This window comes from Amycolatopsis plumensis, assembly GCF_042652605.1.
GTDB classification, from domain to species: domain Bacteria; phylum Actinomycetota; class Actinomycetes; order Mycobacteriales; family Pseudonocardiaceae; genus Amycolatopsis; species Amycolatopsis plumensis.
In genome coordinates this window covers 2,717,508-2,730,847 of record NZ_JBHSJY010000001.1, presented here as the reverse complement: position 1 = coordinate 2,730,847, position 13,340 = coordinate 2,717,508, and the positions used below count along the sequence as shown (strand labels likewise).

The window sequence follows — 13,340 nt, the reverse complement described above, 5'->3', positions numbered from 1 at the left end:
TCAGGCCCGGCCGGACAGCTCGTAGTCGGCCGGGTCGACCTTGCGCGTCTCCAGCCAGTAGCGCCAGGTGAAGCCCGGCCAGATCGTCCGGTTCACGCCCTGGGCGTCGAGGTACCAGCTCTTGCAGCCGCCCTGCGTCCAGACGCCCTTGACCAGCTTGTCCTGGATCTCGCGCTGGAACTCGTCCTGCACGCCCGGCCGGACGTCCAGCGCCGCGGCGCCGCGCGAGTCGGCGAGCTTGATGGCGTCGACGACGTACCGCGCCTGCGACTCGATCATGAACACCACGGAGTTGTGGCCGAGCGCGGTGTTCGGGCCGAGCAGGAAGAACAGGTTCGGGTAGCCGGAGACGGTGATGCCCTTGTGGGTCCGCATGCCCTCGGTCGCCCACTCCTTGGCCAGGTTGCGGCCGTCGACGCCGGTGATGTCGAGGTACTCCAGCGCGTCGGTGACCTTGAAGCCGGTGCCGTAGACGATGGCGTCGACCTCGTGCTCGACGCCCGCGGAATCGACGATCGAGTGCGCCTTGACCTCCTGGATGCCGTCGGTGACGACGTCGACGTTCGGCCGGGCCAGCGCCGGGTAGTAGTCGTTGGAGATCAGGACGCGCTTGCAGCCCATCGTGTAGTCCGGCGTGACCTTCTTGCGCAGCGCGGGGTCCTTGATGCCCTTCGCGATGTTCCGCTTCGCGATCAGCTCGCCGGCCTTCATGATCGCCGGGTGGCCGTTGAAGCCGATGGCGCGGGCTTCGAGCAGCCAGTACAGCGCGTTGCGGTAGAGGCGCTGGGTGCCCGGGACGCGCTTGAACAGCGTCCGCGCCCACGACGGCATCGCGTGGTCGGGCTTGGGCATGATCCACGGCGGCGTCCGCTGGAACAGCGTCAGCGCGGCGACGTCCGGGGCGATCTTCGGGACGAACTGGACGGCGCTGGCCCCGGTGCCCACGACCGCGACACGCTTGCCGCGCAGGTCGTACTCGTGGTTCCAGCGCGCGGAGTGCCAGGTCTGCCCCTGGAAGTTCGCGACGCCGGGCAGCTCGGGGACCTGCGGGATGTGCAGGCCGCCGACACCGGAGACGAGGAACTGCGCGACGAACTCGCGGCCGTCCCTGGTCGTCGCCGTCCAGCGGCGCTCCCGCTCGTCCCAGTGGGCGCCGGTGAGCTCGACGCCGAAGCGGATCTTCTCGCGCAGCCGGTACTTGTCCGCGACCCGCTTGAGGTAGTCGAAGATCTCCGGCTGCGGCGAGAACGACCGCGACCAGCCCGGGTTCTGCTCGTACGAGAACGAGTACATGTGCGACTGCACGTCGCACGCGCACCCGGGGTAGGAGTTGTCGCGCCAGGTGCCGCCCACCTCGGTGGCCTTTTCCAGGATCACGTAGTCCCGGATGCCGGCCTTCTCGAGCTGGATCGCCTGGCCGAGCCCGGAGAACCCGGTGCCCACGATCACGACCTTGAACCGCTCGGTCATCTGTCGGCCTCCGCTGCGTCGGGGATCCTGCCCAGATGACGTTACCTCAAGTAACAGTTACCTGGAAGTACTCCCTACCGATCAGTACGTCCCGCCGAGCTTGCCGTGGTCCCAGCTGGCGACCTTGGTCGGCCGGAAGATCAGCCCGATGCGTTTCGCGGCCTGACCTGCGATGAAGGCCTGCAGTTCGGCCGGTGCCGGGTCGCCCGGCTTGGCGCCGGAGTACCGCTGCATCAGCGCGGTGCCCATCCGGGTGACCTCGGCGGTGTCCTCGACGATCTCGACGTCGGCTTCGAACGAGACGCCGCGGAGCTTCTCGTAGCTGTCGCCGTCCTCGACCAGCACGGTCGCCTCCGGCAGCCGCCGGAAGTTCTTGGCCTTCTGCGACGTGCCGTACGTCCAGGTCGCGACGCCGTCTTCGTGCGGGAAGTACCAGAGCGGCGCGAGGTGCGGGCGGCCGTTCGGGCCGACGCTGGCGACGTTGATGACCTTCTGCTCCGCGAGGTACGCGCGGACTTCGTCGTCGGTCATCCTGATCTGGTCGCGACGGGACATGGTCACCCCTTGGTGGCGGCTCGGCCGCCGTGGCCGGTGACCGCCGACTCGAACGCGCCGCGGGCCTCGATGTCGGCCAGCGCGGCCTTGTCCGCCGACGGTACCCGGCTGCGCGAGCCGATCTCGATCACCGGCGGCAGGAAGGCGCGCAGCAGCTTGAGGCCGCCGACCCAGCGCGGCACGTGGATGGTCCGGGCGCGCTTGAGGATGCCCGCCTCGAGGTCGTCCAGGGCCACGTCCAGCGGGTACGTCTTGCCGATCAGGCCGGGCATCGACGCGCGGAGCTTGCCGAACACCGGGTGCGCGTCCGCGCTCTCGACCAGGTCCGTGCGGATCCACGTCGGGTGCGCCACTCCGACCTTCACGCCCAAGTGGGCGACCTCGGCGCGGAGGCTGTTCGAGAACGCTTCGACGCCGGCCTTCGCGGCGGCGTAGTTGGCCATGCCCGGGGCGTGCGTGATCGCGGCGAGGCTGGAGATCGCCAGCAGGTAGCCCTTGCGCTCGATGACGTGCGGGAGCGTGACGCGGAAGGTCCGCCAGACGCCGAGCAGGTCGACCTCGATGACCTTTTCGAACGCGGCCCGGTCGACCGAGCGGACGAAGCCCGCGGTGGCGATGCCGGCGTTCGCGATGACGATGTCGATCCCGCCGAAGTGCTCGACGACGCCCTTCGTCGCCTGCTCGAGGGCGTCCCAGCTGGTGACGTCGGCTTCCCAGGCGTGCGCGTTGGGCCCGATCCGGTCGGCGACCTTCTGCTGCTCCTCGGCTTCGAGCCCGACGAGCGCGACCTTGGCGCCGCGGGCGGCGAGCCGCTCGGCCAGCCCGGCGCCGATGCCGCGGGCCGCGCCGGTGATCAGCACGACCTTGCCGTCTACCTTCTTGGTGCCGCTCAGCAGCGAAAACGGGTTGGCCACGGTGCCCTCCTAGACGTTCCTTGAGGGCACCGTACCTCAACTTACCCGCGGTAAGCTACCCAAGAGTAGGCGCACTTTCCCTATGAAAGTGACGCCAGCTCCGCCGGGGTCAGGTCGAGCGTGACGGACGCGATCAGGTCGGTGAGCTGCTCGGGCGTCCGGGCGCTGGCGATCGGGGCGGCGACCGTCGGCTGCTGCCGCAGCCAGGCGAGCGAAACGGAGGCGACCGAAACCCCGTGCGCCCGCGCGACTTCATCCAGCGCGGCCAGGACGCGTTCGCCGTCGGCGTCCAAATAGGACAGTGCGCGGGCGGCGCGCGGGCTGTCGCCGGGCTCGTCCTTCGTGCGGTACTTACCGGTGAGGAAACCCCTGGCGAGGGCGAAGTACGGCAGCGTCGCAAGGCCTTCCCACTCGACGAGCGCCGCGAGGTCGTGCTCGTAGTCCCGCTCCACGAGGTTGTAGTGCGGCTGTAGCACGGCGTACCGCGCGAAGCCGTTCTGGTCCGCAATGGACAGTGCTTCGGCGAGCCGTCCGGCGGTGTAGTTGGACGCACCCAGGTAGCGGACCTTGCCCGCGCGGACCAGGGCGTCGAACGCGGCCAGGGTCTCTTCGAGCGGGGTGTCCGGGTCGTCGCGATGGGCGTAGTAGAGGTCGATGTGGTCGGTTCGCAGACGCCGCAGCGAGTCCTCCGCCGCGGCCTGGATGTTCTTCGCGGACAGGCCCGGCCGTCCGTCCCACAGCCCGACCTTGGTCGCCACGACGACGTCGTCCCGCCGGCCGCGCGCGGCCAGCCAGTTGCCGATGATCGTCTCGGAGCCGCCCCCGCCGCCGTAGAGGTCGGCGCTGTCCAGGAAGTTGCCGCCGGCCGCGGTGTAGGCGTCGAGGACGGCGAAGGACTGCGGCTCGTCGGCCGTCCAGCCGAAGACGTTGCAGCCGAGGTTGAGGCCGTACACGTCGAGGTCGGTGTTGCCCAGCTTGGTCATACCATCGACGGTAGTTCGCCGGATCCGGGAGGAAAATCGCCGTCCCGTGCGTTGGAGTGTTCCATGGCTATCGAACTGGGCAAGCTGGGCATCTGGCGGTACCACGCGAACGTGGACGCGGCGTTCGCGGCGGAGGCGGAGAAGGCGGGCTACGGCGCGATCTGGCTGGGCGGCTCACCCGGCGCGGGCGACCTCGCGTCCGTGGACGACATCCTCGCGGCGACGGACTCCCTGGTCATCGCGACCGGCATCGTGAACATCTGGCAGGACGAGCCCGCGGACATCGCCCGTGTCTACGAGCGGCTCGCGGGCAAGTACCCGGACCGGTTCCTGCTCGGCGTCGGCGCGGGCCACCGCGAAGCGACGAAGGAGTACAAGAAGCCGTACGCGGCTCTCGTCGACTACCTCGACGGCCTGGACGCGGCGGGCGTCCCGGTCGAGGGCCGGGCGCTGGCGGCGCTGGGCCCCAAGGTGGTGGCGCTGTCGGGTGAGCGCACCGCCGGGGCGCACCCGTACCTGACGACCCCGGAGCACACCCGCGGCACGCGCGAAATCCTCGGCTCGGGCAAGCTGCTGGCGCCGGAGCACAAGGTGGTCCTGTCGACCGACGCCGCCGAGGCCCGGGCGATCGGGCGGCAGACGGTGAAATACTACCTCGGGCTGTCGAACTACGTCGCCAACCTGCGGAAACTGGGGTTCACGGACGCCGACCTGGAGGGTGAGGGCAGCGACCGCCTGGTCGACGCGCTGGCCCTGCACGGCGACGCGGCGACGATCGCCCGCGGGCTGTCGGCCCACCTCGAGGCGGGGGCGGACCAGGTGGTCGTCCAGGTGCTCAACGAAGACCCGTGGCCGGCCTACCGCGCGCTGGCCTCCGAACTGCTGTGATTCTCGTCCGGCCGCCGGTGCGCCCGGCGGCCGGACACCCTCCTTCTGAACCGATTCGACGTGCGGGAAGATTTCTGCGCGGGGACCGGTGTGCGGCGGCGGCCGACCTCGTACGATGCGGTCGGGACCCACCCTGTGCCAAGGAGGAGTAACGATGCCCATCGCCACCCCCGAGGTCTACGCGGAGATGCTCGACCGGGCTAAGGCGAACGAGTTCGCCTACCCGGCCATCAACGTGACCTCGTCCGAGACCGTGAACGCCGCCATCCGCGGCTTCGCCGAGGCGGAGAGCGACGGCATCATCCAGTTCTCCACCGGCGGTGCGGAGTTCGCGTCCGGCCAGAAGGTCAAGGACATGGTGACCGGCGCGACCGCGCTGGCGGAGTTCGCGCAGGTCGTGGCGGCGAAGTACGACGTCAACGTCGCGCTGCACACCGACCACTGCCCGAAGGACAAGCTGGACGGCTTCGTGCGGCCGCTGATCGAGATCTCGGCCGAGCGCGTGAAGAACGGCCAGAACCCGCTGTTCCAGTCCCACATGTGGGACGGCTCGGCGATCGACCTCGACGAGAACCTCGAGATCGCCGCGGACCTGCTGGCCAAGACGGCGGCCGCGAAGATCATCCTCGAGGTCGAGATCGGCGTCGTCGGCGGCGAGGAAGACGGCGTCGAGGCGGAGATCAACGAGAAGCTGTACACCGCCGAAGGCGACTTTCTGAAGACGATCGACGCGCTGGGCGCCGGCGAGAAGGGCCGCTACCTGCTGGCGGCGACGTTCGGCAACGTCCACGGCGTGTACAAGCCGGGCAACGTGAAGCTGCGCCCGGACGTGCTGAAGGGCGGCCAGGAGGCGGCGGCGAAGAAGCTCGGCTTGGACGCCGGTTCGAAGCCGTTCGAGCTGGTCTTCCACGGCGGCTCGGGTTCGCTCCCGGAGGAGATCCGCGAGGCGGTGTCCTACGGCGTGGTGAAGATGAACGTCGACACGGACACGCAGTACGCCTTCACGCGCCCGATCGTGGACCACTTCTTCAAGAACTACGACGGCGTCCTGAAGATCGACGGCGAGGTCGGCAACAAGAAGGTCTACGACCCGCGCTCGTACCTGAAGGCCGCGGAGGCCGGGATGGCCGCTCGCGTCGTTGAGGCTTGCCAGGCGCTGGGCTCGGCGGGCACGAAGCTCAAGTAATCACGCGAGAAGGGGCGGGCACTTTCCCGGGAAAGTGCCCGCCCCTTCGTCGTGCTCAGACTTCGACGACTTCGAGCAGGTTCTCCAGGCCTTTGAAGTCTTTCGCGTTGCGGGTGTACAGCGGCAGGTTCCGCGATGAAGCGATCGCCGCGATCATCAAGTCCATCTTGCGTGGTCGCGGGTCGCGCTTCGCTGCCACAGTGAGCGCTGCCAATGAACCGAACCGGGTGGAGGCATCCGCGTCGAACGGAAGCGGCGAGTAGTGCACGATCGCCGCGGCAACGTCTTCCGTGCGAGCTGCTTTGGTCAACGGATCCTTCGCCAGCACAACACCTTGGTGGAGTTCGGCCATCGTCACCGTCGTGATGTGATGGACGACCGGTAGCTTCTCCGGATCCAGGTCGACGAGGTCGAGGTAGACGCAGGTGTCGATCACGCCGAGTTCGTGCCGGTCAGCCACGTACCCGGTCCCAGGGATTGTCATCATCGGCCAGGCGGTCCTCGCCGAAGAATTCGTCGATGTCCCGGCGCAGCTCTGCGGCGTCGACGCGAGGTAGCCGGCGACGACGGGCGATGATCTCCTCGGTCGTGAGCTGGCGTCGCTGCGCCAGCGGGCGCAGTTCGGCGATCTCCACGCCGTTGCGCGTGACGTGGAACGTCTCGCCGGCCTCGACGGCGTCCATGACCGCCGCGGAGCCGTTGCGGAGCTCCCGTTGGCTGATGATTTTCACAACTCCAGTGTAGCACCCTGTGCTACAGCCGAACCTCGTCGAGCGGTCCACCGTTGAGCGAAGGGACCGGCCGCCGCCCACAGGGCGAACACCCCGGCCAGCACCACCAGGGCCGTCCAGTACGCCGCCGGCGGAGCCGACTCCGTGTGCGCGTCACCCAGCACCCAGGGCCGGAACTGCGACTGCAGCCAGAAGGCCCCGTAGCCGAAGGCGGTCACCAGCAGCGCTCCGGCGGCCGCGCGCACGGCGCCGTTGCCCATCACGAACGCCAGGTCGACCGCCAGCCCGACGAAGAGCAGGTAGAACGGCACCGTCGACACCGGGAAACCCAGCCCGAGCAGCAGGGGCCACATCACCGACCGGTAGGCGACATACGCCAGAGCCACCGAAGAAGCCGCCCAGCGGAACCCCAGCGTCCGGCGTGCCAGGACCAGGATCAACGCCATCACGCCGATGCCCCACAGCGGGTACACCCACTCCGGGATCGGCATCGTGAAGTGCAGCACAGCGGTGCGGTCGACCGGGTGCCCGATCTGGTTGGCCGCGAAGTCCAGCAGCGACTTCTCGGCCTCCGGCTCCCCGCGCTCCCAGGCGCGCAGGCCGAGGATGCCGTACTCCTGCTGGCCGTTCGGGAAGAACGTGTTCTCCAGGAAGAACGCCCACAGCCCGAGCAGCACGCCGGTGCGGAAGCGGCCCGGCGGCGCGAGCCGCAGCCAGCCCAGCAGGACGCCGGCCTGCATGATGCCCGTGCCCAGGTAGAGCATCATGTGCGAGGGGCTCCACGCGGTCAGGTCGAGGCCGTTGACGCGGTGGTTGATGACGTCCAGCGGCGCCGCGACCAGGAACGTCAGCAGGCCGATCTGCATCAGCCGCAGCGACCGCTTGTCGCAGCCAAGGCCCGTGTAGCTGTGGATGGCCACCAGCACCACGATGATCACCGTGCCGACGGTGTTGATCAGGTGCGGCGGCGCCAGGTCGTCGCGCAGCCACATGAAGTGCCACGACATGTCCCACGACGAGCCGATCAGCTTGAACGCGAACGCCGCCAGCCACATCCCGTAGCAGAACCGGAGCACCCAGTCCGGGGTCGGCTGCCCGGGGGCGCCGCGGTGCCAGTGCCGCGAGAAGAACAGCCGCGTCTTCGCGACGGGACTGCGCGGGATCACGTCCACCGGGACGTCGACTGCCTTGGCCATGCCGGACATCATGGCCGGTCATGGTCACGAGCGGGCTAAGACCTCGAAAAACCGGGGTTCACCCGTAAGGGTCACGAACTTGCTCTCCCGCGCCCGGCTTGGCATGGTGTCGCGCCATGATGCCGAAACGAGTTGTCGCGGCCGTGCTCGTCGCCGCGCTGGTGCTGGCCGGCGGCGGGATCCTGGCGGGCCTGTTCTTCTGACCCGTGGGCAGAATGGGGACATGACGCACAACCTGCTCGGCCCCGAGCCGACGCTGCTGCCGGAGCACACCGCCGCCCAGGCCGCGCTCGACGCCGGGACCGACCCGGCCACCGTCGCGGCCGAACACCCCGACTACAGCGAGGCATGGGCTTCGCTGGCCGAGAAGGCCCTGGACGCCGGCGAGACCGTCGCCGCGTACGCGTACGCCCGCACCGGCTACCACCGGGGTCTCGACCAGCTCCGCCGCGCGGGCTGGAAGGGCTTCGGCCCGGTGCCGTGGTCGCACCGCCCCAACCAGGGCTTCCTGCGTGCCCTCGCCGTCCTGGGCAAGGCCGCCGGCAAGATCGGCGAGACCGAGGAGTACGACCGCTGCCGGACGTTCCTCGCCGACTCCGACCCCGCCGCCGCGGAAGCCACCGGCCTCAAGTGACCCTCGCCCCTCGTGAGTGGTAAGGCGGGTTAGAACCCGCCTTACCACTCACGAGCGGTGCGGGAAGGATCAGAACCAGCCGCAGTTGACCGGCGCGGGGAGGCCCGCGAAGCGGCCCTCGAGCCAGGCGAACGCCTCCGGGTACGCCCGCACCGCGCCGAGCACGTGGGTGGGCACCAGTGACGTGCTGAACTGCACCTTCACGCCCTTGCCGCACCACGTCCGGCCCAGGTCGCGGTCCTGCGCGTAGGGCACGATGTCGTCGAGCGCGCTGTGCACGATCAGCACCGGCGCCGTCGGCTTCAGCGTCCCGATCTTCTGCTCGGCCACCCGTGACGCGTACGGCTCCTCGCCGAGGTACGCGGTGAGCGAGCGGCCGTCGGTGGTCAGCGTCGAAGACTGCGTGAACGCGTGCGCGGCGATCGCCTCCACCGTGCACTCGGTCCGGACCTGCTCGAACAGCTGCTTCCCGCGCGCGTTGAGCAGCGCCGGGATGTTCAGCTCCGGGTACGCGTAGTTCATGCTCACCAGCGCGAAGCCCAGGAAGCCGACCGCGTAGTGGCCGTCGAGGTTCTTGGCCACCTCGGCGAGGTCCGCCGGCACCGCCCCCGCGTACGCGCCCTTCAGCTTCAGCTCGGGCGCGTAGCCCGGCTGCAGTTCCGCCGCCGCGGCCGACGCGCCGCCGCCCTGGGAGTAGCCCGCGATCGCGACCGGCCCGTCGTCCGGGAGTCCCGCTTCCGGCAGCCGCTGCGCCGCGCGGATCGCGTCGAGCACGGCGTGGCCCTCGGACGCGCGGTTGACGTACGTGTGGTCCCCGGGCGTGCCCAGCCCTTCGTAGTCGGTGACGACGACGCCGTACCCGCGGGCCAGCAGCCCCGCGATGAACGGGCCTTCGTACTCGAAGCCCGCGGCAAGCGCTTTCGACGGCGCGCAGTCGTCGCCCTCGCCCTGGGTGCCGACGGCGTAGGAGACGATCGGGCGCACCCCGGTGCCGTGCCACGCCGAGTTCGGCGTCAGCACCGTGCCGGTGACGGCGATCGGCGAGCCGTGCGTGTCGGTGCTGCGGTACATGATCCGCTGCACACCCGCGTCGGCCTTGATCAGCTGGATCGGATCGATGTAGAACGTCGACGCCTCGTGCCGGATGACGTCGCCGTTGCCGCCGGCGGGCAGGGGCGACGGCGGATCGTAGAAGGACGCCGCCGAGGCCGCGGGCGGGCCGAGCGTCGCCAGCGCCAGAACGGAAACCGTGGCGACGGCCGCGGAGAGGGCGCGGCGGAGGAAGATACGCATGCTTGCTCCTCGTTGAGCAGGTCGAGTGCGCGGGGAACACCTTTTTAGACAGAGGTGTCGGAAAAAGAGTCACGTGAGGTGGACCACTATGTCAAGCCCCGCTCCGCGCGGGCGGCCGCGCAAGCTCCCGGTTTCGGAGCAGCGCGCCCGCGTTCTGCAGGCGACCGCGCGGGTCGTCGCGCAGCACGGGATGCAGGGCGCGACGATCGAGCAGATCGCGCGCGAGGCCGGCGTCTCGCGACAGGCCGTCTACGAGCAGTTCGGCGACCGGGCGACGCTGTTCGCCGAGGTCGTGGCGGAAACCGAAGAGAGGGCTTTCACCGCGATCGCGGGCCCTTCGGTGGCCGACGAGCAGCCCGGGCTGCGGGCCTGGGCGCGGGCCAACTACGCCAACATGGTCACCTTCGTCGCCGACCACCCCGAGGGCTACGGCGTGCTCCGCGCGGCCGAGCGCGCGGGCGACCCCGCTCTCACCCGGTTGAGGGAGAGGCTGGCCGTCGTCTACGCCGAAGCCAGCCGCAAGCGGTGGGCCGCCCACGGCATCGACTCCGGCCGTGCGGACCGCGCGCTCGTCACGCTGTTCTTCGCGATGACCGAGTCACTGGTCCAGGCCACCTGGGATGGCGAGCCGCCGGACCAGGACGCCCTGATCGACCTGCTCACCGAATTCACCGTGGGCGGCGTCGCCCGCCTGCAGACCAAGGCGAGCGACGTGATCGACCGGCTGCGGTAGCTAAGCCGCGGCCAAGGCCGCCGCGGCCGACCCCACCACCCGGTTGCGCCCGCCGTGTTTGGCCGCGTACACGGCCGCGTCGGCGGACGCCATCACCTCCTCGATGGACGAACCGTCCAGCGGGTACGCGGCGACGCCGATGGACGCCGTCTGCCGTTCGATGTCGACGGCGGCGCCCTCGTTGGTCGTGGTGCTGATGATCAGCTCGCTGACCCGCTGCCGGATCCGCTCCGCGGTGACGATCGCGTCTTCCTTGGACGTCGACGGCAGCAGCGCGACGAACTCCTCGCCGCCGAACCGGCCGACCAGGTCGTGCGCCCGGGTCTCCTGTTTGACCACGGCGGCGACTGCCTTGAGCACGTCGTCCCCCGCGAGGTGCCCGTAGGTGTCGTTGATCCGCTTGAAGTGGTCGAGGTCGATCATCATGGCGCCGAAGCTGCCGTTCTCCCGCTCCGCCCGCGAGATCTCGCGCTGGGCGCCGTCCTGCCAGGTGGTGGCGTTGAGCAGCTGCGTCTTCTGGTCGGTGGTGGCCAGCTCCTCCAGCCGCTTGATCAGCACGGACCGCTGCAGCACGTACAGCGGCAGGATGACCAGCACCGACAGCAGCGGCTCCTCGTTGAGGACCATCACCAGCAGCGCGCCGACGCACAAAGTGGACAGCTCGAGCAGGTTGTCGTCCATGGTGCCGAGGCAGGACACCGGGGTCGCGTTCTTCGGGTCGGCCAGGTAGAGGCCGAGGCCGGTCAGCGCGGTGTTGACCGTGAAGAAGGCCAGCGCGGCCAGCGTCACCGTCGCCACGCCGCTGCCGATGGTCATGTGACCGACGACACCGGCGGAGAAGGCCGACAGGATCATCGTGGTCGCGTTCGCGGCCACGCGGTGAAATTCACCCGGACGGGTGCCAGACCAGCTACGGAACGCCAAGTAGACGTACAGGACGACGCCGAGCGCGGCGATCAGCTGGGCCGGCAGGAGCAGGCCGGCGGGCAGCAGCCACACCGAAGTCATCGAGATGTAGGGCCCGTTGCTGAGGATGCGGCGCTGCCGCTCCAGCCGCCTGCTGACCTCCGTCTGCGCCACGGCCAGGGCTGTGAGCAGCGCAAACGTGCCCAGCTGGGCGACGGTGACCGGCACGGTCAACAGCGAGACGGCCGTCCAGCTCAGCATGACCGTGATGGCGGTCAGCGTCGCGATGATCCAGTCGCGGGGGCGGGTCCACAGTGCCCAGCCCCGCGCCCGAGAAATCAAGTCTTGGCCGCGCTGTTCCCCCGATGTGACCATTTTTCCCCCAGACCCTTGCGTGGTTGTACGGTGACAAAGTACTCACGGACAGTTTCAGACCGTTCGCCTGCTGTCCACAAGGGCTTTCGGTGTGTACTTTTTCTTTGACACCGGAACGAGAGGTGGCCAGCGATGCGCGGCAAAGAACAGTGACCGCACAGCGCACCGCAAGGTCGCGCAGGTCGAGCCCACGCGCGGGGCATGTCATGCATGTTCGGCGCGTGCGGCTTCTTTGTCGATCCATCGATCCGGCTCGCCGGACAGCGCCCGGCTCCACAGCGCCGCCAGCGGCAGCGTGAGCACGATCCCCGCGATGCCGAAGATCCCGACCGTCCCGTGCGGGGTCAGCTGATCCGCGAGCACGCCGCCGATCAGCGGGCTGATGCCCATCATCGTGGTCAGGCCCGTGTTGGACAGGCCCATCACCTGCGCCCGCTGCTCGTCGGGCACGGCCAGGGTCAGCGACGCGGTGGCCTGCAGCAGGCAGACCGTGCCCAGGCCGCCGGAGACGATGAACAGGACGATCGACGAGACCGGGCCGGGGTTCAGGAAGCAGAGCACCAGCGGCACGGCGCACAGGGCCGACAGCGGGCCGATCAGCTTCGGCCGCAGCCGCGCGGGCACCCAGCGTGTGTAGGCGAAGGTCGCGATGACGCTGCCGATGGGGTCGGCCGCGAGCAGCAGGCCGATCGCCTCGGGCCCGCCGCCCGCCGCGGTGACGTACGGCGCGGCGATGCCCTCGTAGACCGGCAGCAGCCCCATCAGCCAGGTGAACAGCACCAGTGTCCGCAGCGGCCCGCTCGCGAACGCCGTCCGGCCACCGCCGCCGAGCGTCGCGAAGAAGGACTTGCGCTGCTCGCCGGTCGCCGCGGCCGGCCGGGCGCGGACGCCGAAGCGCACGAAAAGGGCCGAGAGCACGAAGGTGGCCGCGTCGACGACCAGCGCCACGTGCGGGTCGAGGGCGATCAGCAGCGCGCCGCCGCCGGCGAAGCCGAGCAGCTGGGCGGTCTGCACGGTCATGCTCCGGATGCCCATCCCGACGACGAACCGGTCGCCTTCGAGGACCTGCGGCAGCAGGGCGAGCTGGGACGCCTTGAACGGCGGGTTGACCAGGGACACGCCGCCGACCAGCACGCACATCAGCCAGAACGGCATGCCGGGCAGGGCGACCAGCAGGATCAGGCCGGCCCGCAGCAGGTCGACGAGCACCATCACGCTGCGGCGGGGGAAGCGGTCGGCGAAGCCGGTCAGGAAGATGCCGCCCAGCAGCGACGGCGCGTACGTCAGCGCGTAGGTCAGGCCGGTGAGCGTCGCGGAGTTCGTCCCGGTGAACACGAGGATGGACAGCGCGACCCTGGCCAGCTGGTCGCCGGCGATCGAGAGCAGCTCGCCGAACCACAGTGCCCGGAACTCGGCGATCCCGAACACCTCGCGGAACGTGACGCGATCCGGCGGTGCTGCCATGCGTTTTCTCCC

14 protein-coding genes are annotated in these 13,340 nt (G+C 69.7%); 4 read left to right on the top strand and 10 right to left on the bottom strand.

Annotated features, from left to right (window positions below; all coding sequences use genetic code 11):
• The 4 genes from ACFPLC_RS13030 to ACFPLC_RS13015 form a co-directional block, all read right to left on the bottom strand.
• A complete protein-coding gene (locus tag ACFPLC_RS13030; RefSeq protein ID WP_378203755.1) occupies window positions 1-1,470 on the bottom strand; it encodes a flavin-containing monooxygenase in 1,470 nt (489 codons plus the stop codon).
• 81 nt (window positions 1,471-1,551) lie between these two features.
• Complete coding sequence (locus ACFPLC_RS13025) at window positions 1,552-2,025, bottom strand: pyridoxamine 5'-phosphate oxidase family protein (RefSeq protein ID WP_191315835.1); 474 nt, start codon at window positions 2,023-2,025, stop codon at window positions 1,552-1,554.
• 2 nt (window positions 2,026-2,027) lie between these two features.
• The gene (locus ACFPLC_RS13020; RefSeq protein ID WP_378203758.1) at window positions 2,028-2,939 is read right to left on the bottom strand and encodes an SDR family oxidoreductase; all 912 of its coding nucleotides are present in this window, start codon (window positions 2,937-2,939) and stop codon (window positions 2,028-2,030) included.
• Between the two features lie 80 nt (window positions 2,940-3,019).
• Window positions 3,020-3,922: an aldo/keto reductase gene (locus tag ACFPLC_RS13015; protein ID WP_378203761.1), complete on the bottom strand. Its 903-nt coding sequence runs from the start codon at window positions 3,920-3,922 to the stop codon at window positions 3,020-3,022.
• A 63-nt stretch (window positions 3,923-3,985) separates the two neighbouring features.
• Between ACFPLC_RS13015 and ACFPLC_RS13010 the strand changes: the two genes are divergently transcribed.
• Window positions 3,986-4,810 carry an LLM class F420-dependent oxidoreductase gene (locus tag ACFPLC_RS13010; protein WP_378203764.1) on the top strand — a complete coding sequence of 275 codons (825 nt, stop codon included), beginning with the start codon at window positions 3,986-3,988 and terminating at the stop codon, window positions 4,808-4,810.
• 154 nt (window positions 4,811-4,964) lie between these two features.
• Window positions 4,965-5,996, top strand: a complete 1,032-nt coding sequence (gene fbaA / locus ACFPLC_RS13005; RefSeq protein WP_378203767.1) for a class II fructose-bisphosphate aldolase — start codon at window positions 4,965-4,967, stop codon at window positions 5,994-5,996.
• Window positions 5,997-6,051: 55 nt separating this feature from the next.
• Here the strand turns inward: fbaA and ACFPLC_RS13000 are convergent, their stop codons facing one another.
• Genes ACFPLC_RS13000 through ACFPLC_RS12990 form a run of 3 tightly spaced genes read right to left on the bottom strand, consistent with a single transcriptional unit; the run spans window position 6,052 to window position 7,923 of the window.
• The gene (locus ACFPLC_RS13000) at window positions 6,052-6,483 is read right to left on the bottom strand and encodes a type II toxin-antitoxin system VapC family toxin (protein WP_378235820.1); all 432 of its coding nucleotides are present in this window, start codon (window positions 6,481-6,483) and stop codon (window positions 6,052-6,054) included.
• Complete coding sequence (locus tag ACFPLC_RS12995; protein WP_378203773.1) at window positions 6,449-6,727, bottom strand: type II toxin-antitoxin system Phd/YefM family antitoxin; 279 nt, start codon at window positions 6,725-6,727, stop codon at window positions 6,449-6,451. Before ACFPLC_RS12995 ends, ACFPLC_RS13000 begins: the two co-directional genes overlap by 35 nt.
• Window positions 6,724-7,923, bottom strand: coding sequence for a hypothetical protein (locus ACFPLC_RS12990; protein ID WP_378203776.1), 1,200 nt, complete (start codon window positions 7,921-7,923; stop codon window positions 6,724-6,726). The genes ACFPLC_RS12995 and ACFPLC_RS12990 overlap by 4 nt, the downstream gene beginning before the upstream one ends.
• A gap of 223 nt (window positions 7,924-8,146) precedes the next feature.
• On the opposite strand from ACFPLC_RS12990, the gene ACFPLC_RS12985 reads away from it, so the two are divergent.
• Entirely contained in the window at window positions 8,147-8,557 is a 411-nt protein-coding gene (locus ACFPLC_RS12985; RefSeq protein ID WP_043787367.1) for a DUF3151 domain-containing protein, read from the top strand.
• Between the two features lie 69 nt (window positions 8,558-8,626).
• On the opposite strand, the gene ACFPLC_RS12980 is transcribed toward ACFPLC_RS12985, so the two are convergent.
• Window positions 8,627-9,850 carry a lipase family protein gene (locus ACFPLC_RS12980; protein ID WP_378203779.1) on the bottom strand — a complete coding sequence of 408 codons (1,224 nt, stop codon included), beginning with the start codon at window positions 9,848-9,850 and terminating at the stop codon, window positions 8,627-8,629.
• Between the two features lie 88 nt (window positions 9,851-9,938).
• Here ACFPLC_RS12980 and ACFPLC_RS12975 point away from each other — a divergent pair, with 88 nt between their 5' ends.
• Window positions 9,939-10,583 (top strand): TetR/AcrR family transcriptional regulator, encoded by a 645-nt coding sequence (locus tag ACFPLC_RS12975; RefSeq protein WP_191315828.1) that lies wholly within the window; start codon window positions 9,939-9,941, stop codon window positions 10,581-10,583.
• Here ACFPLC_RS12975 and ACFPLC_RS12970 read toward each other — a convergent pair whose 3' ends face one another.
• Window positions 10,584-11,747 (bottom strand): GGDEF domain-containing protein, encoded by a 1,164-nt coding sequence (locus ACFPLC_RS12970; protein ID WP_378203814.1) that lies wholly within the window; start codon window positions 11,745-11,747, stop codon window positions 10,584-10,586.
• A gap of 321 nt (window positions 11,748-12,068) precedes the next feature.
• Window positions 12,069-13,328, bottom strand: a complete 1,260-nt coding sequence (locus ACFPLC_RS12965; RefSeq protein WP_378203783.1) for an MFS transporter — start codon at window positions 13,326-13,328, stop codon at window positions 12,069-12,071.
• Window positions 13,329-13,340 lie beyond the last annotated feature (12 nt).